The 25,645-nt window shown below is 43.2% G+C and carries 19 protein-coding genes; 17 read left to right on the top strand and 2 right to left on the bottom strand.

Annotation, left to right across the window (positions count from 1 at the left end):
- Nucleotides 1–2 precede the first annotated feature (2 nt).
- The 15 genes from asnB (K3F53_RS17180) to K3F53_RS17110 all read left to right on the top strand — a co-directional run bounded on the left by asnB (K3F53_RS17180) (nt 3) and on the right by K3F53_RS17110 (nt 20,662).
- On the top strand, nt 3–1,898 hold the full coding sequence (asnB, locus tag K3F53_RS17180; RefSeq protein WP_220559170.1) for an asparagine synthase (glutamine-hydrolyzing): 1,896 nt from the start codon (nt 3–5) through the stop codon (nt 1,896–1,898).
- 36 nt (nt 1,899–1,934) lie between these two features.
- On the top strand, nt 1,935–3,896 hold the full coding sequence (gene asnB, locus K3F53_RS17175; protein WP_220559169.1) for an asparagine synthase (glutamine-hydrolyzing): 1,962 nt from the start codon (nt 1,935–1,937) through the stop codon (nt 3,894–3,896).
- Nucleotides 3,893–5,074 (top strand): glycosyltransferase family 4 protein, encoded by a 1,182-nt coding sequence (locus tag K3F53_RS17170; RefSeq protein WP_220559168.1) that lies wholly within the window; start codon nt 3,893–3,895, stop codon nt 5,072–5,074. The genes asnB (K3F53_RS17175) and K3F53_RS17170 overlap by 4 nt, the downstream gene beginning before the upstream one ends.
- A gap of 2 nt (nt 5,075–5,076) precedes the next feature.
- Nucleotides 5,077–6,315 carry a glycosyltransferase family 4 protein gene (locus K3F53_RS17165; protein ID WP_220559167.1) on the top strand — a complete coding sequence of 413 codons (1,239 nt, stop codon included), beginning with the start codon at nt 5,077–5,079 and terminating at the stop codon, nt 6,313–6,315.
- A 13-nt stretch (nt 6,316–6,328) separates the two neighbouring features.
- Nucleotides 6,329–7,072, top strand: a complete 744-nt coding sequence (locus K3F53_RS17160; protein ID WP_246615657.1) for an acyltransferase — start codon at nt 6,329–6,331, stop codon at nt 7,070–7,072.
- A 72-nt stretch (nt 7,073–7,144) separates the two neighbouring features.
- Nucleotides 7,145–8,557 (top strand): sugar transferase, encoded by a 1,413-nt coding sequence (locus K3F53_RS17155; protein ID WP_220559166.1) that lies wholly within the window; start codon nt 7,145–7,147, stop codon nt 8,555–8,557.
- 182 nt (nt 8,558–8,739) lie between these two features.
- Complete coding sequence (locus tag K3F53_RS17150) at nt 8,740–9,234, top strand: tetratricopeptide repeat protein (RefSeq protein WP_057897473.1); 495 nt, start codon at nt 8,740–8,742, stop codon at nt 9,232–9,234.
- Between the two features lie 18 nt (nt 9,235–9,252).
- A complete protein-coding gene (locus tag K3F53_RS17145; RefSeq protein ID WP_057897474.1) occupies nt 9,253–10,827 on the top strand; it encodes an O-antigen ligase family protein in 1,575 nt (524 codons plus the stop codon).
- Between the two features lie 594 nt (nt 10,828–11,421).
- A complete protein-coding gene (locus tag K3F53_RS17140; RefSeq protein WP_220559165.1) occupies nt 11,422–13,716 on the top strand; it encodes a copper amine oxidase N-terminal domain-containing protein in 2,295 nt (764 codons plus the stop codon).
- A 94-nt stretch (nt 13,717–13,810) separates the two neighbouring features.
- On the top strand, nt 13,811–14,950 hold the full coding sequence (locus K3F53_RS17135) for a TolC family protein (RefSeq protein WP_220559164.1): 1,140 nt from the start codon (nt 13,811–13,813) through the stop codon (nt 14,948–14,950).
- A gap of 267 nt (nt 14,951–15,217) precedes the next feature.
- Nucleotides 15,218–15,754 (top strand): competence protein ComK, encoded by a 537-nt coding sequence (locus K3F53_RS17130; protein ID WP_057897477.1) that lies wholly within the window; start codon nt 15,218–15,220, stop codon nt 15,752–15,754.
- A 156-nt stretch (nt 15,755–15,910) separates the two neighbouring features.
- Nucleotides 15,911–16,438, top strand: a complete 528-nt coding sequence (locus K3F53_RS17125; RefSeq protein WP_057897478.1) for a sigma-70 family RNA polymerase sigma factor — start codon at nt 15,911–15,913, stop codon at nt 16,436–16,438.
- Between the two features lie 130 nt (nt 16,439–16,568).
- Nucleotides 16,569–17,504: an SLAP domain-containing protein gene (locus K3F53_RS17120; RefSeq protein WP_220559163.1), complete on the top strand. Its 936-nt coding sequence runs from the start codon at nt 16,569–16,571 to the stop codon at nt 17,502–17,504.
- A gap of 270 nt (nt 17,505–17,774) precedes the next feature.
- Nucleotides 17,775–19,943 (top strand): copper amine oxidase N-terminal domain-containing protein, encoded by a 2,169-nt coding sequence (locus K3F53_RS17115; protein WP_057897480.1) that lies wholly within the window; start codon nt 17,775–17,777, stop codon nt 19,941–19,943.
- A gap of 329 nt (nt 19,944–20,272) precedes the next feature.
- Complete coding sequence (locus K3F53_RS17110) at nt 20,273–20,662, top strand: hypothetical protein (protein WP_220559162.1); 390 nt, start codon at nt 20,273–20,275, stop codon at nt 20,660–20,662.
- Between the two features lie 29 nt (nt 20,663–20,691).
- Here K3F53_RS17110 and K3F53_RS17105 read toward each other — a convergent pair whose 3' ends face one another.
- Together K3F53_RS17105 and K3F53_RS17100 are read right to left on the bottom strand one after the other, a co-directional pair.
- On the bottom strand, nt 20,692–21,645 hold the full coding sequence (locus tag K3F53_RS17105) for a hypothetical protein (protein ID WP_139184991.1): 954 nt from the start codon (nt 21,643–21,645) through the stop codon (nt 20,692–20,694).
- Nucleotides 21,646–21,742: 97 nt separating this feature from the next.
- Nucleotides 21,743–23,203 (bottom strand): MBOAT family O-acyltransferase, encoded by a 1,461-nt coding sequence (locus K3F53_RS17100; protein ID WP_220559161.1) that lies wholly within the window; start codon nt 23,201–23,203, stop codon nt 21,743–21,745.
- 175 nt (nt 23,204–23,378) lie between these two features.
- Between K3F53_RS17100 and K3F53_RS17095 the strand changes: the two genes are divergently transcribed.
- Both K3F53_RS17095 and K3F53_RS17090 read left to right on the top strand, forming a co-directional pair.
- Entirely contained in the window at nt 23,379–24,032 is a 654-nt protein-coding gene (locus K3F53_RS17095; protein WP_057897484.1) for a phosphodiester glycosidase family protein, read from the top strand.
- Nucleotides 24,033–24,106: 74 nt separating this feature from the next.
- Nucleotides 24,107–25,573: a S41 family peptidase gene (locus K3F53_RS17090; RefSeq protein WP_220559160.1), complete on the top strand. Its 1,467-nt coding sequence runs from the start codon at nt 24,107–24,109 to the stop codon at nt 25,571–25,573.
- Nucleotides 25,574–25,645: the final 72 nt, after the last annotated feature.

Below are 25,645 nucleotides of genomic sequence, written 5' to 3'. Positions count from 1 at the left end.
ATATGTGTGGAATAGCAGGAGTTGTATCAAATAAAGCTGGTTCTGTACCAACAAACCAGATAGGCGTAGAAATGTTGAAGGCGTTGATTCATAGAGGTCCAGATGGTAGAGGAGAATGGACCTCTGAACAAGAAAATGTCTGGCTTGGTCATCGCCGATTAGCAATCATTGATCCTGAAGGTGGAAAGCAACCTTTATCCAATGAGGACGGAACCATTTGGATAACCTTTAATGGTTGTATATACAATTATTTGGAGTTGGCTCAAAACCTTCGAAGCAAGGGACATCGTTTTCGTACATATACAGATACGGAAGTAATTGTTCATGCCTATGAAGAATTCGGGATAGAATGTGTTAAATACTTTATTGGAATGTTCTCTTTTGCAATCTGGGATGAACGGAAGAAAATTCTATTTTGTGCTAGAGACCGAATGGGGGTCAAGCCATTTTATTATTGGCGAGGATCAGGAAATTTTGTTTTTGCTTCTGAAATCAAGGCATTGTTAGCGACTGGACTTATAAATAAAAAACCTAATCAGAGTTCAATTCAAGAGTATTTAGTTTTTCAGACCGTTCTAGGTGAGAAGACATTGTTTGATGGAGTTAACAAGCTTCTTCCTGGACATTATATGGTTGTGAATGATCAAGGTAAAATTATTGAGAATAAAAAGTATTGGGATTTAAGCTTTGATATTGATACCGATCATACAGAAGAATATTTTGTAGATAGATTGCGTACTCTCTTAGATGATGCAGTAAAAATTCGATTACGCTCTGACGTTGCTTTAGGTGCGCATCTTTCTGGAGGGCTCGATTCTAGTACTGTTGTAAGCTTAGCTTCTATGTTTAATATGACGGGAGATAGTCTTAAAACATTCACTGGTGCTTTTGATGAAGGAGAGAAGTTTGATGAGACGTTGTATGCCAAAATGGTCGCAGAAAATGTGGGTGCTCAGTATTTAGAGACTTATCCTACGGAAGTGGACTTTATAGAATCACTATCTAAAATTATTTACCATATGGATGAGCCTGCTGCTGGACCGGGGGTTTTTCCACAGTATATGGTATCTAAACTTGCCTCTGAACATGTGAAAGTAGTATTAGGAGGACAAGGTGGAGATGAAATTTTCGCTGGCTATACAAGATACCTGATCGGTTATTTAGAAGAGTGTTTAAAAGGTGCCATCCAAGAAACAGATAAGAGTGGTGATTATGCTGCTACATTAACATCAATCATCCCTAGCCTTCCTATGTTAAAACAGTACGTTCCTATGTTGAAGTATTTCTGGAGTGAAGGTTTGTTTGAAACTCAAGACCGTCGATATTTTAGATTAATGGACCGTTCAGGCGGTGTAAAAGAAATTTATAACCATGATATATTTAATAATAGCGAGGATGTATTTGATTCGTTTTGTGAAGTTTTCCACGGTTCAAACTCGGCTTCTTTTTTGAATCGAATGCTTTATTTTGATTTAAAAGTTCATCTACCTGCTTTGTTGCATGTAGAAGATCGAACGAGTATGGCGTGGGGAATAGAGTCGCGTGTTCCATTGCTGGATCATCGTATAGCGGACCTACTGGCTACTATTCCGCCTACTATAAAGTTCAAAGGTGGACAACCTAAGTATCTTTTCCGGAAGGTTGTTAAAAATTTGCTTCCAGAACAAGTGTTCAATCGTAAAGATAAAATGGGCTTTCCTGTTCCATTACATTTGTGGTTTAGAAATTCTTTAGGTGAGTTTGCTAAAGAAGTTTTATTAGATGAGCAAGCTAAGAATCGAGGAATATTTAATTCTGATACATTAGAGAAGACAATACAAGAAGAGAAAGATTTTGGTCGTGTTATTTGGGGAGCTTTATGTTTAGAATTATGGTTTAAAATATTTATTGATAAATAAAGTTTACTTGAATTTAATTATTAAGGAGCTCTGTATATGTGCGGGTTCGTTGGTGTTTTTGATTTAAATAAAGTACCCATTAATTTAGGGTGCTTGTGTAAAATGCGGGATATGATTATTCATCGTGGTCCCGATGATGAAGGGATATATATAGACCATAATTTAGGCTTAGGATTTCGTAGATTAAGCATTATTGATGTAGAATTAGGCCATCAACCAATGACAACGGTTGATGGCCGTTATACCATTGTATTCAATGGTGAAATCTATAATTATGTAGAGCTTAGAACATATCTTGTTAGATCCGGAGTAAGCTTTAAAACAGAATCAGATACAGAGGTGTTACTTCATCTGTTTGCGCAAAAAGGGAAAGACTGCTTATCTTTGCTGAATGGAATGTTCGCTTTTGCCATTTGGGATAAAGAAAAAAGAGAACTATTCATCGCAAGAGATCGAATGGGGATCAAACCTCTGTATTATTACGCGGATCATGAACGGTTCATATTTGCTTCCGAAATTAAAGCTATTATTGCGGATCGAACCATTAGACGAGAGCCAAATTATCCTGCTATTTTGGACTATCTCTCTTTTATGTATATTCCAGGTGATAAAACGTTTTTTAAAGGTATTCACAAGCTAATGCCCGGGCATTATGCGATTGTAGGGGAAAACAAACCATTACAAATTGAACAATACTGGGATATTACATTCAACTATGCTGAGAAGACGGAGAAACAATTTGTAGAAGAACTACGTTCTGTAATTGATGATGCAGTCCGTATACATTTACGGAGTGATGTCCCTGTAGGATGTCATTTAAGTGGCGGATTGGATTCGAGTACAGTCACTTGTCTTGCTGCTAAACACCTTCAGAAGCCGTTTAAAACATTTTCCGGTAAGTTTACGGAAGATGAATTTTATGATGAAACAAAATACGCGAAAGTTGTATCTAAAGCAGCCAATACGACATATCTAGAAACCGTTCCAAGCAAAAGTTTTTTCCAAAAGTCGTTGCATAAGCTTGTGTGGCACATGGATGAACCGTGTGTGGGACCAGGGATTATTCCTCAGTATGCTGTATGTCAATTAGCCGCAAAAAACGTAAAAGTAGCGTTAGGAGGACAAGGGGGAGACGAAATTTTCGGCGGGTATCCCCGTTATTTCTTTACCTATGAAAAATCAACAGGTTTTACTAAATCTATAAATACGCAACAAGCTATTGAGCAATCTCTATTAAAGAAGCTAGCAAATAAGTTTGTTTTTGTAAAAGGATACATGAAGCAGCATGGCATAAAAACCACGATAGAAAAGATAAGGAAAAACCTCATGGAACATAACAATGGGACTTGTAGTTTTGAAGATGTTTGGCGGAAGTACAGTTCTTCTTTTGCTAATGCTTCTTCCGTATTTAGTGAAACGTTACGTACCCAATTAGCAGGCTATAACCCTGATGAAGCGTTTTTTCAGTTTATACGCAAAGATGTAACAGATGATATTTTCGATAAAATGCTGTACCATGATATGAAGGCGTATTTACCCGGTTTATTGCAGGTGGAAGATAGGATGAGTATGGCTGTATCATTGGAATCAAGGGTGCCTATGCTCGATTATCGGATTGTAGAGTTAGCGGCTACTATCCCGCCGCATATGAAAGTAAAAGGATTGGAACCAAAGTATATTTTTAAAAAAGCGATTGAAGGAATCATTCCAAATGAAATCTTGCATCGTAAAGATAAGAAAGGTTTTCCTACACCAATTAATGTATGGTTTGAAGAAGACAAAGAATTTGTTGCAGATATATTGTTAGATAAAAATGCAAAACAACGTAGCCTTTTTGATGATAAACAAATAGAAAAGCTTATTGCTTCTTCTTCTGCGTATAGTTGGGCATTGTGGAGTATGATAAATATTGAGATGTGGTTTAAAATCTTCATTGATGAGGACCCTAGATATGTTGATTCCGATGGGAAAGCAAGAGAAGAGGTTGCACGACGATGAAAAAAAGGGTTTGCATGCTTGTTTTTAATGAGGTTACTTCAGATCCACGGGTAACAAAAGAAGCAGAAACTCTTTCTGATAAGTATGAAGTTACGGTTATCGGAACACGTTTTTCACCTTCTACAGCCAGTACAGAACAAGTAAATGGCTATTCGGTACATAGAGTAGACAATATACTAAAAAGAAAAGTAAATACTGAGAAATTAAGCATACTCACATTGCTAAGAGTAGGCGCAAGTAAGATGGTAGGGTTATTGAAAATTGGATGGGTTGCATTGAAGATGAAATCAGACGTATATCATGCTCATGATTTTGAAGTGCTGCCATTTGCTTATCTCGCCTCCAAAATTCATGGGGCGTATTGTGTATATGATTCGCATGAATTGTGGGTGGAGCAACGAGCTGATTTTCCGGGATGGTTTAAGAAAATTATTAAAGGAATGGAGAGTTTTTTTATCCGTCGTGTAGATCAAGTTATCACGGTAAATCAATCAATTGCTAGAGAATTAATGGAAAGATATTCGTTGCGTACAATACCTTGTGTCGTCCATAACTTTACAAAAAAAATAGGAAATTCTATTGATATGCGTGAAGCAAGCAACATATCAGATACTGTGAAAAAAAAGATAGTCGTCTTATATCATGGTGGCTATCTTAAAGATAGAGGATTGGAAGAAACGATAGAATCAGTAAAGTACTTTCCTCCCCATGTCATATTACGTTTTCGAGGAAAAGGGCCACTTGAAGAGAAATTACGTTCATTGGCTGAGCCATATATCAAAAGTGGACAGATTGAATTTTGCCCTCCGGTTCCCATGAAGCAACTTGTGAAGGAAGCTAGTGAATGCGAAATTGGAATTATGCCATATAAGCCTACCTGCTTAAATAACTATTATAGTTTGCCTAATAAACTATCAGAATACATGATGGCTGGATTGGCCGTTGTGGCAAGTGATTTGCCCGAAATTGATCGACTGAATAAAAAGATTGGTTTCGGAGAGCTCTTTAACCCTTCCAAGCCAACGAGCATTGCCGAGGCGATAAAAAATTTAATAGTAGATAAAGAGTATTTGAAAAGATGTAAAAATAGGGCGAAAGAGTGGGCTTTGAACGAAGGAAATTGGGAACATGAAAGTAGGAAGATCGTAAGCCTGTATAAGGAATTATTTGGTGAATAATAATGAAGGAAAGCATATGGATTATTAACCAATATAGTACAACACCAGAATATCCGGCCAGTTCCCGTCATTATGAGTTGGCTAAATATTTGTCAAAGTATTTTCGAGTTTTACTATGGGGATGTAATTTTGTTCATCATAACAAAAAATACAGATTTTCTCCATGGGTTATTTCAAAGCAGGAAAAAGTTGAAAATTTCATTTTTCAATGGGTAGGTGCCATTCCGTATAAAGATAATGGCTTTTCAAGAATGATAAACATGTTATTGTTTGCAATGACACTGTTTCTAGTAGGAGTATGTAAAAAAGAACGTCCAACAAGTATTATTGGCTCTTCACCTACACTATTCGTAGCATTTGCTGCTATGCTTCTTGCTAAATGGAAGAAGGCGCATTTTATTTTGGAAGTAAGGGATTTATGGCCAGAGTCTTTAATTGAAATTGGAAGTAAAAACAATAAGAATCTGGTTGTGAAAATATTAGCTTGGATGGAACGTGTTTTATACCGAAATGCGGAAAAAATCATCGTTTTAACAAAAGGAATCGAGCAACGTTTGAAAGAAAAGGGGATTACTCGGGATAAGATTTTCTTTCTTCCAAATGGCATTGATTTAAAAACAGTGTCTTTTTCTATTAACGAATCAAAGAAAGAAAGCTTGCGAAAACAAATGGGAATCCAAGAGGATGATGTTGTATTTATGTACGCTGGCGCCCATGGACCAGCTAATGACTTAGCCCAAGTAATTTTAGCAGCTGAACAACTTCGCGCGGAAAAACATATTAAGTTTGTCTTCATTGGTGAAGGGGTAGAGAAGCAAAAGCTAATTAATTTATCAAAAAAGTTGGAGCTGGATAGTCATATTATATTTCTGCCGGCTGTTTCTAAGTCAAAAATCAATGATTATTTATCCTGTGCCGATGTATTCATTATTTGTCTGAAAGACATTCCGCTTTTTGAAGGGGCACTTCCTAATAAATTGTTTGACTATCTCCTTCATAATAAACCGATTATAACGACGGTAAAGGGAGAAATTAAAGCATTCCTTGAAAAATTTGATATTGGTTTGTATGGCAATATAAAAGAAGATAACGAGTACCAACTTTCGGAAGTCTGTAAAAAAATCGCAAGTAACAAGATGAATAGAAACGGAAAATCGATTAATGGTGTTGAGATTGTTGAAAAGTATTATAATCGAGAAAGGCAAGCTGAACAGCTTGCTAATGTAATAAAAGAATTGTAAAGGAGAGGAATATATGAGTAATCATATAGATAATACAGTTATTATGGGACAAAATGTTTATTTAGGATATAATTGTATTATAGAAAAGAACGTTCAGATTGGTGACAACGTAATCATCGGTCATAACGTTGTCATATATGAAGGAAGCAAAATAGGGGATAACTGTCATATTCATGATAATGTAGTCATCGGAAAGAAACCGATGAGAGCCAAACGTTCGATTTTGAAAGCGCAAAAAGAGTGGAAACCGGCAATGATCGGGGAAGGATGTACGATAGGAACAGGAGCCATTATTTATGCGGAAGCTTTTTTGGATGATGAAGTTTTTGTTGCGGATTTGGCTACGATTCGTGAGAAGGTATCTATCGGAAAGCAAACGATTATTGGTCGTGGAGTAGCAGTAGAGAATGAGTGTACAGTAGGAACACGTTGCAAAATTGAAACGAATGCATATATTACGGCTTTCTCAACTATTGGAAACGATGTGTTTGTAGCTCCTGGTGTAGTTACAAGTAATGATAATTACATGGGTAGAACAGAAAAGAGATTTAAGGCATTTAAGGGGTGTACAATTCAAGATGGTGGTAGAGTTGGTGCGAATGCAACTTTACTTCCTGGATTAATTGTTGAAGAGGAAGGCGTAATTGGTGCGGGAAGTGTAGCAACACGAACAGTTGAATCTGAATGTATTGTTGTTGGTAATCCGGCACGTAAATTACGTAAAGTTGCTGAAGAACAGTTGTTGGACAAAAAATAGGAGTGGTTGTACTTGGGTTACGCTATATAAACGGTATTTATGAAAGGAGCGATTAGATTGGGCAGGAATACAATGATGAAACTTTACAAAGCGCTCTTTTCTGTTTTTGATTTATTGCTTGTAAATGTCGGCATCGTTGCGGCATTCTGGTTCAAGTTTGGCGAAACCATTCCGACTTATAACTGGTCATCCTATATAAAAGTATTACCATGGATTTCTCTAACAGCGCTTATCATCTTTTATATGTTCGACTTATATTCGAACTGGCGTCGAAAAAGTCTTTACAATCTCATATATACAATTATTTTATCCATTGGGACGCTTAGTCTTTTTACCATGGTATTGACGTTCTGGTATCGCGGATTCTCGTTTCCGCGCAGTGTCATTGTAATTGCAGCGATCATTCAAATCATTCTGTTTGTTGGAATACGTTCCTTTATCTGGTGGATTGCCAAGCAAAAGTATGGTCGGCGGAAAGTGCTTATTATTGATGAAAGTTTGGAAAGCGGTCTTCTGTTCGCCCAGAAATTTTTACAGCATACGTCTGGTTGGTTTATTATTCATAGTTTCCTACCTGTCGCCCATTGGAAACAAATGATAGGGACCATTCATGAAGTAGATGTTGTGTTATTAAGTCCTGCATTAACCGGGGAAGAACGGGCGGAGATTTTAAGTTATTATTCGCGATATGGTAAAGAAGTATTGCTTGTTCCTGATCTTTTTGAGTTGTTTATTTTGGATGCCGAACCCCAGCAAATTGACGACATGTTGGTATTGTCCGTACAGCCTCCGGGATTAACCGCTGCACAATTGTTTTTGAAGCGTGCATTTGATATCGTGGTGTCCGCGGTTTTAATCGTATTGTTAAGCCCTATTATGCTTGTCTTGTTTATTCTCGTTCCGCTTACATCGAAAGGGCCGGCGATTTTCAAGCAGGAACGAATCGGCCGGAACGGCAAAGAATATATGATTTACAAGTTTAGAAGTATGGTACATAATGCGGAGCAGAAGACAGGCCCGACCCTGGCGACAGATGACGACCCGCGCATTACGCCGTTAGGGAAGTTTATCCGGGCCACAAGGCTGGATGAGATTCCACAGCTTTTTAATGTATTGAGAGGGGATATGAGTCTGGTCGGGCCCCGGCCAGAACGTGCTTTTTTTATCAATCAATTTAAGGAGAATTTACCCGATTACACATATAGAATGTCTGTGAAGCCTGGCATCACCGGCCTGGCGCAGGTGATGGCAAAGTATAGTACGACGGTAGAGGATAAGTTACGGTTTGATTTAATGTATGTACGTAACTATTCGCTGGCGCTTGATATTAAAATTTTGTTGCAGACATTGCGGGTCGTTTTTCAGTGGGAACAATCGAGCGGGGTAAACCATAATCAACAGCTTTATGAACAAGATCTAATCAAGAAATTGAATCTTGAAATAGCCGCAGGACAAGGAAAAATCGTGGGCAAAAGAAGAAGCTAGGCATTTTTACAGGGAAGCTCCCTGTTTTTTTGTCGTTTTCTTTTCAACTGACGTACTACAAAGCGGCTGTTCGTCTTCTATGTGGAAAAAGATAAGCCAACGAGTTTTTTGTTGGATAGGCAGGATGATTAGCAAGATTTGTCGAAGCGAGTAAAAGGAAAAGGAGAAATGGAGGAAGTGCAATGGAAGAAAAGGTCTCAGGACGAACGCGAAATAATATTGTATATAGCTTACTTGGGTTGACACTTATCGGTATCATCACTGCCATAGTCATGGGAGGAAACCAGGATAAAGTGTATCAAGCGGATGCGCAAGCATATATGCAGGCGCAAAAACATTTGCAGCAAAACCAATTTGCCGAAGCGGAGAAAGTACTAAAACCGTTGCTTGCCACACATTCAGACAGCTACATATTGCAATGGCGATACGCTTCCAGTTTTGCCGGTCAGGGTAAATATGATGAGGCGGAAAAATATTTTATTCAGGCGCGGAAGCAAAGGCCATTTTTAGTGAGGAATCAGAAATATCTTGTTCAGTATGGAGAGGTACTATATAAGAAGCAAAACTATCAAAAGGCAAAAAGATATTTAGAAGAAGCGAAGAAAGTAAATACGAATCCACAGTTATCCGCACAGGCAGACGCCATGCTGAGAGAGATGGCGACGAAATATAAATAACGAAGGAGGGGAAATAAAGTGAGCACAAAACAGGGAATGAATATTGATCAAATGCTGAATATGGAAGGACAGAAAAGCGCGGATCGAGTCTTAATCTGGGGGTTACTGTTTGCGCTTGCTGTTATTCCATTGCTAACAAGAGCCGCCATTTTTCCCTTCTTCTCTCCTGTGATTACAGGTACGTCACTTGATACGGGGATGAAGGCGGATATTTTTACATATTACAAATTTATCTGGCTTATGCTTGTAGTTGCATTTGCTATTTGTGTTTTTGTATACAAGATGTTGGCCAAAGGGTATCAGATTCAACCAAGCTATATAAATTTTCCGCTTCTTATCATGTTTGTGTTTGTCCTGTTATCCGGTGTATTTGCGGAGTATAAAACGCTTGCGATGTTTGGACAGTACAACCGACATGAGGGAACGCTGACGTACCTTGGCTATTTTATTCTTTTCTTTATTGCCGCTAATATTTTGTATACAGAAAAGAAAATGGATCTTCTTATTTATGCGCTGTACCCGCTTTTATTCATCAATGCCGGGCTTGGTCTCGCGTATTTTTATGGTTACGATATACTGAATAATGCCTTTTTCCAGGGGATTCTGCTTCCGGCCGGATTATCGAAAGAATCATTAAACGGATTCGTGAGCAGTACCATTAACAATCCTAACTATGTTAGCGGGATTGCCGGTATGCTTGTTGTACTGTTTTTGACAAAAGCCTTGCTTTCTGGCCAAGGAAAGAAGAAGGCATTGGATATTATTTGTGCCGTTGTTGCGTTTGCTCTTTTGCTTAGTTCGTTGTCAACCAGTGGCTTTGTTACGTTCGTTGTGCTATTGCCGCTTATTTTTGTAATGGTTTTACTAAGACGAAACAAAAAAGCCGCGCTTTTACCAGCATTAGTTATACTCATTGCGTTCCCGTTAGTTTTCTTTGCTATGAATAGCCATAATTCGCTAGTATGGAAGGAGAGTTTAGGCTTTTTCTTTGGAACTTCCAGCGGGGCAATGGAAGGGAAGAACAGCGCAGGCGAAGCAATTGGATGGAAAGATTTTGTACAAAAGCATTCCCCGTTTTCTGTGCATGTTGCTAGTGCGGCAACCGAGTCTGGAAATGCAGACGACGAATTCAACTTACCGCCGCAGGGCTGGGCAGCGGGAACGGGGCGTGTCTATATATGGTCCAAAACACTGGAACTTATTCAGGCAAACCCGTTCCTTGGCTATGGAATGGATACGTTAGCGTATTACTTTCCGCAGGACGATCCGTATAAAAACTCGGGAATCAATGATCCGAACACGATTGTGGATAAGCCGCATAACATGTACATTGGGCTGGCATTTGGTTCAGGGGTAATCATGTTGCTGGCATTTCTCGTTCTTATTGTGCGTCATGCCTGGCAGCATGTGCTCCTTTTTAAAAGACGAATTCAGACAGAACGGCAGGCGATTCTCGCCAGCTTGTTTGCCGGATGGTGTGCGTACCTTGTACAGGCTATGTTCAATGACTCGGTTATCGGGACAGGGTTTATTTTCTGGATTTTGTTTGGGGTTAGTGTTTCTTTGCTGAGAGAAGAGAGAACCGAATCTTAAGACAGAATCAGTTCATGAAAAAACGATAGGTTTTTGTACCTGCCGAAAAAAATTTTTTTCGGCAGGTGCAACTTTTTTTAGGTTTCATCGTCTAATAAGATGTAAGTCAAATGACAAAGGATGAATATTTCAAAGAGAAAGTAGCAAACAAAAAAATACATTAGATTTTGCGCAACTTTTCTCTATGAATATTCGTCTATATTAATGCAGTATATTGCAGATATGTCTAACAAGTGAATAGATGCATTTTTTACTAGCTTCTCTATTTACTTTTAGACTGGGGCATTGTATACTGTGCTTTGTGAGACATGAAATAGTAGATTATACCAGAGTCATTCTATGATTTAGTCTCACGTGAAACTTTCATTATACTACATTGTACATAAGAAGAGCTCTACTCCTCGAAAGGGGGTGAAGGTACATAGTGGGAGTAAGAGGCTCGAGATATATAGATAAACAATACTCTCAACCGAACCGAAAGCGGAAATGTTCCTTCACAATGAAGACACGTGTTTACTGACGGCTAAGAATCGGAATGGTAAACACGGTGGCAAATTCCGCAAAAATATTACCCTAACTTAGGAGGAAAAAAACGTGAAGACGAATAAAGCTCTTAAAGTTTTAACGACTTCTGCGCTTCTTGCTTCTCTGGCAGCTCCGTTTGCTGCTCCTGCTAGCGCAAACAGCTCAAACCTTGTTGATAAGATTTTGAATGTGAACAACAACAGCAAGTTATCTGGAACTAGCTATTTATATGTGAATGAAGACGATATTGATTTCTCTACAGGTGATACGTTCCGTGTTGTTCTTCCATCCGGTGCTAAATGGGATGAAGAAGCGATAAAAAATGCTAGTGATACTAACTCTAATGGTATTAGTGCTTATGATTCAAAAGACCACTCATTCAAAATTACAACTGGTGGCAACGTTGTTAAAGCCACTCTTAGAACTGAAAAAGATTTAGAAGTTAAATTAGAAGATGGATTTGTAGAAAAAAATCAAAGTGACAGAATTAAAATTCCGCTTTATGTTAAATTAGATGGTGCAAGCGGTGAGCTTAAGCTGAAAATAGAAGCTATGGACAGCACCATCACGTCCGAAGAGAAAGTGTTTGCTATTGCAAGTTCCGGTAAAACAATTACATCAGTAGATGAAGTAAAATCTATCGGTAAAACTGGCGATGGTGGACGTATCCGCATCGAAGAAAATTCTTTTGGTGCTTTGAAGGGCGCTCAATCTCTTAAATTGAAACTGCCTTCCAACTTTAAATGGAATGGCATGGTGAAAACAGATGTCACTCTGGGCGGTGGTTATGCAGGTAACGACAAATATACTGTTGAACCGTCTTCTGACAACGAGTTGATTATAAACTTCGAAAATCTTCCTGATACAAGCAATTCCGGCAATCGCGGATACATTTACATCACGCCTCACATCAAAGCGGATAGCGATGCTGCAAAAGGTGAAGTAAGAGTTAACATTAGCGGCGGCGATTTCTCTGATGCCGATGTGACGGTTGCAAAATACGGCGACTACAATGTAGATGTAAAAGTTGAAAAGGTAGAAGAACTTGTAGCTGGCAAATTCGATGAATATACGAAGACAGCGAAGATTACAATCGAAGAAACTGTACCAGGTTCTCTTGTAGCAGGCCGTGATGTTGATGTGTTGTTCCCGTCTTGGGTGAAAGTTGTTAATGTTTCTGATTGGAATGTATCTGGACCAATCAAAGCAAACAAACCAGAGGTTGGTATCAATGGGGAAGTTGATGGTACAGACGATGAATTCAGCTTTACCATCGAGGAAAACAACGGTGGTAAATCTAGTTCCACTGTTGGTAAAATCGAATTTAAAGTTGCTTTGAGCGTAGAAGCAAACAAAACTGGGGATATCGAAGCAACTATCAAAGGTGGCGGCATTGAAGAACGTAAAGTAGTCGTTGCAAAAGCAGTTGCTCCGGCAGCAGTTTCTGTGGAAGGTGACACAGCGAAGCTGAGAATTGGTGCACAGGATCAGGAAGGTCCTACCTTCTACATTACAGAAGCGAAAAAAGGCGTATTTGAAAAGAACCACGAAAATGGTAAAGGCGGAACTGGAGAAATCGTTGTTAAGCTTGCTGACGGCGTGAAATTCTCTAAAGTTCCGAAAGTTGAAGTAGTAGAAGGCGACGGCACAATCGATTCCAGCAACATCCGCCGTATTAACAATGACAATGCTCTGGCCATCCCGGTTAAAGGGGAAAGCACTTCTAAGCCGATGAAACTGAAAGTTTCTGATGTTCGCCTGACTCTGGATCGTACCGTTCCGGAAGGCGATATTGAAGCAAAAATCGGTGGCTCTGCAGTTGTTGAAAACTATGTCAATGAATCTAATGGTTGGGTAGGAACAAGCATTAACAAGGTGTCTAACAAAACTCCGGGTACGTTCAATACGCAAAATGCTGTAACTTTCAAAATTGGTTCAACGATTACGCCGGCTCCGTCCGATACAACAGCGAAGAACATCGTATTCAAGCTCAACAGCAAAACATACACTGTTGACGGTAAAGAATTCGAAATGGATGCTGCTCCGCTTGTAGGCTGGGATCGCGCTTACCTGCCGGTACGCTTCGCTGCTAATGCGCTGAACGTATCCGACGATCAAATCATTTGGGATGACAAAACTAGCACGTTCACAATCTTCAAAGGCGATCGCGTAATCTCCGGTAAAGTCGGCGACAAGTTCCTGACAATTAACGGTGTAAAAACTCCGATGGATGTTCCGGTATGGCGCAATAAAGAGAAAACAAACAACCGCGTAATGGTTCCGATCCGTTACCTGGCTAACGCGCTGAACGCTGAAATCAACTGGAACAAAGAAACGAGCGAAATCACAATCCAAGTGAAATAATAAGCTTGACAACTACATGAAAAAGGGGCTCCCATATGGGAGTTCCTTTTTTCTTACAACTCTATTTTCCTTTTGTTAGAGGGAGATGAAAAATATGAAAAAGCTACCTGCTTTTGTCCTTTCTACTGCTCTATTATTCCCGCTTTCTCTTCCGGTATACGCGGCTGAAACAACTTTGGTCGTCCAGAGCCAGTCGCTTACGTATGAACAGGCGCTGGAACGGGCGTTTAACGCAAGCATTCCGCTGAAAAATGCGGGGGATGAAATCGATCGCTCGTTTGAAATTCGTCAGAATCTCGGTTCAGGTATTCAATATTATCCTGTTGGCGTGGGTAATGGACCAAAGGATGAAATGGTGCGCGCTCAGGCGAAAGGTGTAGTGCAAGCAGATATGGCCTGGCGCATCAGCAAACGCAAATATGATCTGGAAAAAGATAACATTATTTATTCGGTGAAAACAGCTTACAACAATGTTTTAAAAGCGCAGAAACAGAAAGAGCTGGCTGAGGCCAATGCCAAAAACCAGGAAGTGCAAAAAAATGTGGCTTTTTATAAAGCATCAGAAGGGGCGCTGAGCCAGTACGAATTAAGCCAGGAAGAAGGAAAATATAATTCTGCCCTTAAACAAAAAGTTGCTGCCGAAAAAGCGCTGGATGATGCCTGGACGAAGCTGAATGCGCTCATTGGCGCTTCGCAGGAGGCGCGTTTTGCGCTTGTGGATGAACCACAGTTCAAACCGTTTGATAAAAGTGAAACTGATTTGGAAAATGACATTACCTTTATCGTATCGAACAGCGATGCCGTAGCGATGGCGGAAGAACAGGTGAAAATTCAGCGCATGGATGTGGACCTGTATACGTATAACGCAGGCAGCCCGACTTCGTACAAAGCAGAAGAAATCGATGTGCGGAAAGCAGCTAATCAGGTAGAAGATACGAAGAAGAATTTGGCCGACGGCATGCGTTCCATCTATTATTCTATCAAGCAGCTGGAAGAACAGTACAAAGTGCTAACGATTGAGCTTAAAAAAGCGGAAGAAACGTTGAAAATGGCGCAAGTACGCTATGATACTGGCGTAGGAATTAAAGCTGACGTGACCGCTGCCGAGCTGGCAGTAGCCGATAAGAAAAAGAAAATTTTTGACACATTGATTCAACTTGATAATCTGAAGCTGGCATATGAGAAACCTTGGGTTGCCGCAGGAGCATCCGCTGGCGGCGGTTCCGCCCAGTAATGTTTGTTGCATAAGGCGCTGCGAAATACACTTGCAGCGCTTCTTCCTTTGTTGTGGGAAAAGGACAAGCGGGCAGGGAACATGAGGTTCTATCATACAGATGTCGAGACGGTAAAGATAGCAGGATAGATTTTTGTTGAAAAACAACAAATATTAGGAAATCATCATGAAACTTGCGATGAATCATATCCTGATTTTACAAAAAATGTTGATATAATATACCTAAGGACATTATTCCTAAAAATGTAGTATATAGGGAGGGATTATATGGAGGAGTTTGTCGAAGTGGCAGAAGCGGTTGAGCAATTTGCGCGGCATGGCCATGCGTTTTATCCAGCGCGGCAGCCGGGTGTGGGGGATGTTACGGTTTTGTATGTTGGTGCAGATACTTATTATGTAGTCTGCAACAGCAAGGATTTTTGTAAGCGTTTAATTCGCTGGTTTTGTATGAGCGAAAAGCTTCTTTTACGTTTTTCCTATGAGATACTGGGTCAGCGTAAGCATGCGCCGTTCGTGCTTTCCGCCGGGCTGACGCTCATACCGTTTTGGTATCCGCGGTACGACAACGCGGCACACCGAACAGCGTACGTAAGTATGTCTTCCATCCAGTCCTACCGTTTCCATTCGCACGATGCCTCTGTGACCCTTGTCCTTGAAGATAACCATACGCTGGAGCTTCCGTATTCATTCCAGCGCTTGAAAAAGCAGCTGATTCACGCCGAGTTTGTGTATTATAAATTTACGGCCCGCATCAGGAAAGAAGCTCAATTTTCCCCTATTACGGCGGAAAAGTGTAAAAACTGACGCCTATCTCGTGATAGTCGCTATGTCCCATATGAAAAGGTGAACAATTTTTCTCTATTCCATAACCGTGTTCTGCGCCGAATGCGCGCTTCCGCTAGGATGAAAGTGCGCGAAATCTTTGCAGGGCCGGCCCTCGCACAATGGGGGACAAGAAGTATGGAAGAGAAAGATTGGGCACTTTTTTTCCAGGAATATGAACCGTTGCTGGAGCGCTGGATATCCCGTTACTCTGCCGGAGTGGTGCGTGAGGAAGCGAAACAGGTGGCGCGAATCGCCTGCTGGCAGAAGCTCGGGCTGTATAATCCGGAACGGGGCGCTTCGCTTTCCAGCTATTTGTTTATGGTTGTGCGAGGCGCACTACTGAACTGGTACGCGCAGGAACGACGCTGGTATGACCGTCATCGCCTTCTTACGGCACAAGGGGATGAAGAGGAACAGGAAGGGACACCGGAATGGGAAGACGCGGACTTATTGCCGCCGGATGCGTCCCTTGTCTGGGAGGCGTGGATGGCATATTTGTCGGAGATGGAGGCGCTTTGCCTAACCTTGCATATTCGTGACGGCTATTCTTTGCGGGCGGTTGCCAGGCGGCTGAATGTGCCGTATGAACGTATGAAAAAATGCAAGCAACGGGCCTTGGGCAAGCTGCGCCGCGCGTTATTGCAGGAGCGGGAACAGAAATAAGAGAAAAGACGACGGAACGGCTTGTTCTGTTCTGCCACCGGAGATTTTTCTTACTTTCCATTGTTTTATCCTTCTGCTTTGCATGCAAAAAGGATATAATAGACAAGGAACAAAAGGAGGAATTCTACCTATGATTTCGTTTTTTAAAAAACTCCGCTCTTCGGGTGCAGCGTCGGAAGCGGAGACAGCAGAGAATACGGTAAAGAAAGAGGAACAAGCGGAAGCGGCCGGCGAAGTAGAGGAAACAAATACGAGAATGAAACTTTATTTCCTGCCGGGGCACGATAAGAGTTTTTCTCAGGAGGAAGGATACGTACTTCAGTTCTTCATAAGCGAGTTGTCCCCGATTGCGGAAGGACAGGTTGCGATTGACGGCTATAAAATCGAGCAGGAAGTGAACGGGCTGAAGCTGACGCTGATACTGCGCAACAATATGGATGCGGACATTTCTCTGGAACGGCTGCCGCTGGTGTTACAGGATGCCAATCAAAATACGGTGGCCCGCAGTATGTTTGACATGAAGGAGACGGTGATTCCCGCGCATAGCGCGGTGCCGTTGCGCTTTTTGTTCCCACACCATGACTTTCTGGTACCACAGGCCGACTTTTCGTCTTGGAAGGTAGGCTTCCATATGGAGGATGGCTCGGTTCGCCCGGTCGTTTCGGAGCTAGACTTTGAACCGGCGGTACATTTTTCGATGCGTGAGTACATGGAAAAACAGGAACAGCAAGTGACGGAAAATATTCGAAAAGCGATTCAAGAGACGGAGGCCCAGATCAACTTTATTGGTGCCGCGGTGGATGATGCAAGAGATGGAAGCTTAGTGGTTGACTTATTCCTGCGCAATGGCCGAACGGAAGAAGTGGCGCTAAAAAAAGATATGGCGTTCGTGCTGCGCGATGCGGCCGGAGATGTCGTCGCTGCGCAGGCTTTTGATTTATCGCAGGTGAAGCTTGCGCCGAAATCAGTCACGCGCTGGAAGCTTGTGTATGATAAAGAATCACGGAAAAAGCAAAATCCTGATTTCAGTGAATGGTCGATTCAGGCGGCGGAACATTTCGGATAAAAGGTTGATTGTGATGGAGAAAGGGAGGCAGAACCATTTGATGAGACACTTGCGAGTGTCTCCTATTTTTTTGTCTCAAAGAATATTTTAAAAAGAATGATTATTTATATTTTTTATTGACGATTCCAAAATTTTGTATATATAATCTAAATATATGAAAATATTAGAATTTTTTTAGGGGGTGAGTGCTCAAGGAAATGATAGCGCTTTCTATTGATCGTGTTCTGGCATGGTGAGAGGCAAAAACAAGAGCATAAAAGGGGGAAAGTGATGAAAAGAGGTCACAAAAAATGGTATAAAGGAGTACGGCAGGTTTCTTTTGTGGCACTAGCGGCGCCTCTGGCAGTGATGCCCTGGATGTCTATAGTAGAAGCGAACAGCAACAATTACGTAGACCGGATTTTACATCTTTCGTCTAATTATCATGCTGATGGCAATCCGGCTGCCAGTTTGTATGTAGGCGAAAAGGATATCGACTTTACTACTAGAGATACATTTCGTGTGACATTGCCGCCAGGAGTGGAATGGAATCGAGTTCCGGCGGGTTTGGAAAACGCCACGGCGGTACTGATGACGGAGAGCACTCTGGTCGTTACACCGGCAGGCCCGAATATCGTGAACAACGATGGGGATCAAGCGGACAAGATACGGATTCCCCTGGATATCAAAGTGAATGGTGCGACAGGCGAACTGAAGGTCAAGGTGGAGCCGATGGATAGCACCATTACTTCCGGCGAGTATACGTTCGCTATTGTTCGGACAGGCAAGACGATAGCCGTTGCTGATACGGTAGAGGCGATAGGGGAAACGGAAGCTGACACAGGTATAGTACGGATTGAAGAGGCTTCTCCAGGACAGATTACGCGGGGCTCCTCTACGCCGGTTACGTTCCGCTTGCCGTCGCAGTTTGAATGGCGGGACATCAAGCTGACAGGTACGGGCGGATTTACCGGAGCGACTTTTACAAATATTATTAAGGATGGGAATACATTACGGGCAACGTTGAATATTCCAGCAGGGAGTAAGGATCGCGGTTTTCTTTATGTAAAACCGAGGGTGAAGCCGAAAGACGGAGCCGTTCCGGGGGATGTATACGTATCGATTTCCGGTACGGAACTGAGCGATGCGGAAGTGGTTGTGGCGAAGTATCAGAAGTGGGGAGCGAATATAAAGGTAGAGCAAGTTAACCAGATTCTTTCCAGTAAATTTGATGACAAAAAAGTTGTCAAAATGACGATTGAAGAAACTTCGCCAGGCGCGTTCATAGGAGGGCGGGAAGTTGAAGTCGAGTTCCCGAGCACTGTGAAAATCGTTGGAACGGTTACGCCTTCCGGCAATATAGTGAGGCATCTTATCAGTTATTCAGGCAGCGACGTGAGAGGCGTTGTCAACAGCGATAGCAATCGGATTACGTTCACCATTCCTTCCACGTCCACGCCTTCCGGCAGCAAGCGCAAGCTTGTCTTTGAAGCAGCCATCGCCGTGAAGACAGGTACCCTGGGCGATATCGAGGCGACGGTTGAGGGAGCGGGTATCGAAAAGCAAAAAGTTCTCGTCGCTAAAGTCATCCCCCCGGTGATTCCTAAAGCGGCGGGGGAAGGAAAGTTGAGAATTGGTTTGCAGGGGCAGGAAGCACCTGATATTTTCCTCGCTGAGACAATGCCGGGTGCCATTAGAAAGGCGATCGATATGGGACCGCTTGGGACGGAGAACGGATTCGTCGTGGTTTATCTTCCAAAAGGGGTTACATATACCACGACGCCGAAAGTTGAAGTCATAGAAGGGGATTTGAAAATTGATACAGCTTCCGTGCAGATTGTAAAGGCGGAATCTATATACGATGCGATTACATTCAATGTGAAAGCGGAGAGCACCAAACCTTCCAAAATTAGAATTTCGGGAATTAAGCTTGGCCTGGATCGGAGCGTGCCGGAAGGAGTCATGGAAGCGAAAGTTGCGGGCTATGCGCTATCCCATCCATTCAATAGCAAAGTTTTCAATGTAACGACAGGTTCTGCGTTTCAGTATGCAAGCGTTATCACGCCTGCCCCGACTGATACAAAAATGAGCGGCTCGTTTACGATAGGCAGTACTATTTATAGAATCGGCGATAACGAGAAAGTTATGGATGCGGCTCCGTACATTAAGGATGACCGTACCTATTTACCTGTTCGCTATGTCGCCGAAGTACTTGGTGTAGGGGAGAAGGATATCGTCTGGGACAAAGCAGCACATACGGTTACTTTATTCAAAGGCGATAAGGTCGTACAAATCAAGGTAGGAGAACGAAAGATTATGGTAAACGGAACGGTTGTCCCGACCGATGTGGTTGCAGAGATTAAAAATGAACGGATGATGCTTCCGGTTTATCATGTCGTGCAAGCTTTGGGCGCGAAGGCACGTTGGGATGCAGAAAGTCAGACGGTGTTTATTGAATAATGCGGCTTGGATGATATTTTATATTTATTTGTGAATGAATATTCACTCATAACTTTTCACATTTATTCACACATAAAAATTTGCAAAGAAGTCTGTTGTTTGTATAAGTGAATGAATATTCAATCATATGTTTTGAAAAGTTTTCAACTCTGACGCGAATGCATCTTGTCTGCCCGCAGTAATACAGGCCTCTGTTCCGCTTCGTCGTGGAAAAAGGGAGAGCAGCAAAGTCTACAAGTCTCCCATTTGTTAAAAAATGTAAAATAATTGAATGCATCGATCGGCTTTTGTGGTATAATGAGTGCATAAAATCACGGGGAGGCAATGGGATGGAAGCTGTGTTGAACCGGATATTGGGCGAGCTGCAGCATGTTAATCAGAAGTTGGAAAATATAGATAATCGGCTCGACAAAGTGGAACAGCGCATGGACAAGCTCGGACAGCGCATGGATACGTTGGAAGGACGCATGGATAAGCTGGAACAGCGCGTAGATATACTGGAAGTCGGGCAGAAAGAATTGCACCAGATGGTACACGCGATCCGAAACAATCAGCTTGAAAGCAGAGCAGTTATCGATTCTGTCCAGTATGATATAGCGGATATGAAAGGCGGATTAAAAACTTTGTGTGAAAACATGGTCACGAAGAAGGATTTGCGATTCTATGATATGAAGATCGGAGAGCATGATCGGGAAATTTTCACGATGAAGCAGCAATAAGCGCGGAAAATGGTGAGAAAGCGGCAGAGCTATAAGGACAGCTCTGCCGTAATTTTTTCTGCGCCCTTCTTGTTCACATGGTTCGCATCGCGGAAATACGAATCATCCAGCGTCGGCGGGATGATTATGAATCTCCCATTATATCTGGTCGACAGTTCTCCGACTAGATGACGGTAAGCGGCCTGCTCGGAAGCGTACTGTTTTTTCATAATGGTTTCAAACGCCTGCGTACGCGGAAGCTGGACTACGGTGAACGATACTCCCTGCTTGGACAATTCTTTCATCAGCCGTTCCAGGGCGTTCGTTTCCACGCCTTTTAACTGGTAGTCGCGCATCCATCGCTTGGCTACTTCGGCAGCATAGGCTGGGCCAAGGTGATTGGCCTCGCGGGCTTCCACAGGCGGCAGCCCCCATTTGTATTTGTATTGATCCCGCGGTGGCTGCGGCAGCTTGTCTTCCCAGTACAGCTTCGCCATCTCGGTCCACACTTCACGCAGTCCATATGAATAAAGCAGCCAGCCGAAAGCCAGATCCATTTTGTTTTCGAAATGCGGCACCTGCAACCGTTCCGCAAGCGTCGCGTGATAGCGGAATTTGTTGTCTGAAAAATCAGTAGAAGCGTTTAACTGGTGCTCGTTTACCGAAATAATGACGTGCTGAAGGTTCGGCAGATCTTGCTTGTGCTTCTCATACAGGTGCAGCATATCAACCGCTTTGCCACCGCTTATGCTCAGGTTGAACACTTCATCCGGTTTCAGGCCGTACCTTGCGGCGAGCAGCGGCGGGCGCAGCGCGTCCATGCTTTGCGAATCGCCGAGTACAAGCAGTTTGATTTTCGCTGTATTCTGGCTTTCCAGTCGTTTCTCGACATCTGTAATTTGCCCGATAAAGCTGGCCGGGCTCATCCCGTACAGCGCCGGATTGCGGAAAATGAACGCTTCGCACAGCGCCACAAGCAACAAAGCCCACAAAAATCCGCGCATCCACCACGACTGCTTCCGACGTCTCTTTGAGCGTCTTAATGTAACTTCTCCTTTCTCATTTCTGACAAGTTGAAGGAAGCTCCCTTTTTTGTTTAATTTAAAACTGAAAATAGATAAAATCATGCTTCTCACCCTTAATCATGGCGATAACGACGAACACAAGCAGGGCGTATACGATTCCACGCACAGGAGACGGAACCAGGCGGTGCCACCATGCTGCGATTCCTTCTTCATTGCGGCGCACGATATATTCCAGCAAGTGGGCAGCGTACAGCACCAGGACGATCTGTAGGTAGAACGCCTGCGATGAAATTTGCTGCACGAAATTGGCCCAGCCTGCCGGGTCAAACATGGCCGTTATATAATCGAACGCGTCCTGCACGCTTTCTGCCCGGAAAAATACCCATGTAACCGTGGTAATGTGGAAAAAGAGAACCACGGCGATTATCCGGTATAGCACGGCTATTATGCGAGAGACAGCTTTGCCTGGCGAAGGCAGCGCATCCAACAGCTTTTTCAGTCCGTCTGCATACCATTTATGAATAATCAGCAGCATTCCGTGCAGGAAGCCCCAGATGACGAATGTCCACATCGCGCCGTGCCATAGTCCCGAAATCAACATCGCCGCAAGCAGGTTGACGTCCTTGCGCAAGCGGCCTTTGCGCGAACCTCCCAGCGGAATGTAGATGTAGTCACGAATCCAGCTCGATAGTGTAATGTGCCAGCGTCGCCAGAATTCGGTCGCATTCGCGCTAATATACGGGCTTAAGAAGTTTAGTGGTAGGCGGTATCCGAACAGATACCCGAGTCCGACCGCCATATCGCTGTACGCGGAAAAATCGGCGTAAATTTGAAATCCGAACAAATATGCGCCTGTCCAGGCTTGGGCCATTGTCAAGTCAGCTGGATTTTTGAAATACTCATCAACGATGGGAGACACTTGATCCGCGATCAGAATTTTTTTTGCAAGTCCCCATAGAATGAGGTAGACACCGTATTTGAATTCCGTCGGTGTCAGCGTTAGTTTATGTGTCCGTTCTACCTGGGGCATGAATTCATGCCCACGCATGATCGGGCCCGCCAGCTGGTGCGGGAAAAACGCGATAAATACCCAGAAGCGAAGATATGAATCCGTAGGCTCGATACGACCTTTATATACGTCTGTCAGATAGGCGATAAGCTGGAACGTATAAAAGGAAATACCGATCGGAAGCACGATATGGGCCCAAAATCCGTCTTTGGCGACCAGCGTCAGGCCGGTTACCGCTTCCAGGTTTTGAATGATGAACATAGAATATTTAAAGAATGCTAGGTTGGCCACGTTCAGAATAATTCCGATCGTGAGCCAGAACCGACTTTGTCCTTTCGGAATTCGCCGGGCGATTAAATAGGAAGTAAACGACATGCCAAGAAATAGCCCGAGAAACCCCCAGCTTGCTGCCGCGTAAAACAGGCAGTTGGCTACGCTTAAAATGACAAGCCGGGCGTTGCGAAACAAGTAATAACAAATAAACGTAATAATAAGAAGAAAAAAGAATTCAGCCGTATGAAATAACATAACCGATGCCCATCCTTATGTGCCTGAAAAAATAAGACACAGGCGTGTCCCATTTTTTCAATGTTTGGGAAAGTGCATTGTATTCTGTAATACTATGTACTTTCCTCCGCAAAATATCTTTTCTATTTTACCATAAAATACGGTCGATGACGAAAAGGAGAGAACAGAGAGTAGAATGAAATATTGGAAAGAAAAGGCGGTGCATTTTGTAAAGGTTTCACGACGAACGCCCATTGAATTGCTTCCCTGTCTTCCGGAAGGGGAATGGCTTACCCGTATGTATGACAGGCTCAAAAAAGAAGGACAGGAAGTGCCGATAATTCTAATGAACGCAAACTTTTTCCACCTTGATGGCGGGTATTCCATCTCCGGCATGAAATACAGCAATGGCACGACTGTTGACCGTTCAATGGGCGGTTTTTACCTGTATCGGGATGTCGCAGGTATCGTCCGGATCGACACGGTGAAAGGAAGAACGATTGCTGATTTCCAGGAGGCGCACTGGGCGGTGGAGTCGTCGCCGCTGCTGTTGCCGGGCCTTGTGGCAAGTCCGCATATAGAAACGACGATTGCGGCGGAGTCTCATCCGCGCACGGCCGTTGGATTGACAGAGACGGATGTTATTTTTGCGGTGACGGATGGCCGCCCTTCAGGATTGACCTGTCGCGAACTGGCACATATTTTGCGGCAGGTCGGCTGTCATATCGCGCTTAATCTTGACGGTGGCCGTTCCTCCCAGTTGGTGATTCATGGGAGGCAGATCAACCGTCAGTGGATGCGGCGCAAAGTGTTTGCCGCGCTCGCTGTATACGAGGAAAAAAAAGGATAGTTGGCGCGCGTGTCGAATGATAGTTAAGAGGAAGGAAGTAAACCAAGCAGCAAAATGTGAATAGGGAGAGGAAGTTGAGTACTTTGAAAAAAACGATGAAACACTTACTTGTATGGAGCATGCTTATGGCCGTAGCAGGAAGCATGGCCGCTCCGACGCTGGCGGCGGAGAATGTGCCGAATGCCGCAAACAATCCGTATGCCGCAGAGGAAGCACGGATTCATGAAGTGCTGCAAACCGTAATGGAAAAACATTTGAACAGCCAGCTGGATGTAAAGCGTCTCACAGATGGCGCCATTCGCGGGCTGTTGGAGGAAACGGGCGACCTTTACACTACCTATTTTACGAATGAGGAGTTTGAAGAATTTTATAACAACTTAGAAGGTACGTTCGTAGGCATTGGCGTATATATTCAGCAAGAAAATAACAAATTGCTCATCGAAAGTGTATTTGAAGGTTCGACTGCGGCAAAAGCTGGTTTGCGGGCAGGTGACGAAATCATTGCTGTTGACGGCAAGCGGGTTGCCGGGCAGTCTATCGAGCAGGTTACGGAATGGATGAAAGGTGAAGTCGGTTCCAGCATAGAACTTACGATTAAACGCGCGGGAAAGGAGCAGATAGTTTCACTCATGCGTGAGGCGCTGCAATTCTCGCCGGTCGATAGTGTCATGCTGGACAATAAAATTGGATATATGGTGCTTTACACATTTTCTGAAAATAGCGCAGAAGTGTTTCGCAAGCATCTCGCCAAGCTGCGAAAGGACGGGATGAAGGGGTTGATTCTTGACTTGCGCGACAACGGCGGCGGCTACCTGGATGCGGCGCTGGAAATTGCCGATGAATTTATCGATAAAGGCGCGCTTGTATATGTAAAAGATCGAAGCGGCAAACGAACGGCGATTATGGCCAAATCCGGAGCGATCTCGCTTCCGGTTGTCGTCCTTGTAAACGGAGGAACGGCCAGCGCGTCCGAAGTGCTGACAGGCGCGCTACAGGATTACAATGTTGCCAAAATCGTCGGCACCAAAACATTCGGCAAAGGCACGGTTCAGGAATTGGTACCGTTGAAACAAGGCGGGATTTTAAAGCTGACGATCGAAGAGTATTTCTCCCCGAAACTTCGGAAGATCAACGGGCACGGCATTACGCCGGATATTATCGTAGAAAACCCGAATGAGCAGGTTATCAAGGCGATTTCGTATTTGCATGGTTCCACTGCTCTTGTTCTACATTCGAACGGGACTGCTTCGGTGGCTGGTATTCCTGCGGGCGAAAGCGTTGCGAAAAAAATCGATGGCAAATGGTTTATCGCGCTTCGCCCGTTTGCCCAATTGTATGGTTGCCAAGTTTATTGGGATGCGTCCCAGGAAATAGCGACCATGCGCTGTGGTGAAACTGTGCGCAAATATCCGAGCAAAAATAATGCATATGTACGCAACGAAAAAGGTGTCCTCTGGCTTTCGCTTGAAAAATTGGACAGCGACTTTCCGTCCATCCTTGTCGAAACGAGAGGGGATAATCTGTTCGTTTATGTAAAGTAAAGCATGGATTCACAACAAAATTCCTTCCCGGGCGTATATACAATTAGATAACCATTTATACCGTAATTGGGA

The sequence above is a fragment of the Aneurinibacillus thermoaerophilus genome (assembly GCF_019603355.1).
In the GTDB taxonomy this organism is placed as follows: Bacteria; Bacillota; Bacilli; order Aneurinibacillales; family Aneurinibacillaceae; genus Aneurinibacillus; species Aneurinibacillus thermoaerophilus.
The sequence above is the reverse complement of the archived record's forward strand: the minus strand, read 5'-3'. Positions and strand labels throughout refer to the sequence as shown.

What these genes read in the sequence shown, in the direction of transcription:
- asnB (WP_220559170.1), top strand. Translation starts at nt 3, where the DNA reads ATGTGTGGAATAGCAGGAGTTGTATCAAATAAAGCTGGTTCTGTACCA.
- asnB (WP_220559169.1), top strand. Translation starts at nt 1,935, where the DNA reads ATGTGCGGGTTCGTTGGTGTTTTTGATTTAAATAAAGTACCCATTAAT.
- K3F53_RS17170 (WP_220559168.1), top strand. Translation starts at nt 3,893, where the DNA reads ATGAAAAAAAGGGTTTGCATGCTTGTTTTTAATGAGGTTACTTCAGAT.
- K3F53_RS17165 (WP_220559167.1), top strand. Translation starts at nt 5,077, where the DNA reads ATGAAGGAAAGCATATGGATTATTAACCAATATAGTACAACACCAGAA.
- K3F53_RS17160 (WP_246615657.1), top strand. Translation starts at nt 6,329, where the DNA reads ATGAGTAATCATATAGATAATACAGTTATTATGGGACAAAATGTTTAT.
- K3F53_RS17155 (WP_220559166.1), top strand. Translation starts at nt 7,145, where the DNA reads ATGATGAAACTTTACAAAGCGCTCTTTTCTGTTTTTGATTTATTGCTT.
- K3F53_RS17150 (WP_057897473.1), top strand. Translation starts at nt 8,740, where the DNA reads ATGGAAGAAAAGGTCTCAGGACGAACGCGAAATAATATTGTATATAGC.
- K3F53_RS17135 (WP_220559164.1), top strand. Translation starts at nt 13,811, where the DNA reads ATGAAAAAGCTACCTGCTTTTGTCCTTTCTACTGCTCTATTATTCCCG.
- K3F53_RS17130 (WP_057897477.1), top strand. Translation starts at nt 15,218, where the DNA reads ATGGAGGAGTTTGTCGAAGTGGCAGAAGCGGTTGAGCAATTTGCGCGG.
- K3F53_RS17125 (WP_057897478.1), top strand. Translation starts at nt 15,911, where the DNA reads ATGGAAGAGAAAGATTGGGCACTTTTTTTCCAGGAATATGAACCGTTG.
- K3F53_RS17120 (WP_220559163.1), top strand. Translation starts at nt 16,569, where the DNA reads ATGATTTCGTTTTTTAAAAAACTCCGCTCTTCGGGTGCAGCGTCGGAA.
- K3F53_RS17115 (WP_057897480.1), top strand. Translation starts at nt 17,775, where the DNA reads ATGAAAAGAGGTCACAAAAAATGGTATAAAGGAGTACGGCAGGTTTCT.
- K3F53_RS17110 (WP_220559162.1), top strand. Translation starts at nt 20,273, where the DNA reads ATGGAAGCTGTGTTGAACCGGATATTGGGCGAGCTGCAGCATGTTAAT.
- K3F53_RS17105 (WP_139184991.1), bottom strand. Translation starts at nt 21,645, where the DNA reads ATGCGCGGATTTTTGTGGGCTTTGTTGCTTGTGGCGCTGTGCGAAGCG.
- K3F53_RS17100 (WP_220559161.1), bottom strand. Translation starts at nt 23,203, where the DNA reads ATGTTATTTCATACGGCTGAATTCTTTTTTCTTCTTATTATTACGTTT.
- K3F53_RS17095 (WP_057897484.1), top strand. Translation starts at nt 23,379, where the DNA reads ATGAAATATTGGAAAGAAAAGGCGGTGCATTTTGTAAAGGTTTCACGA.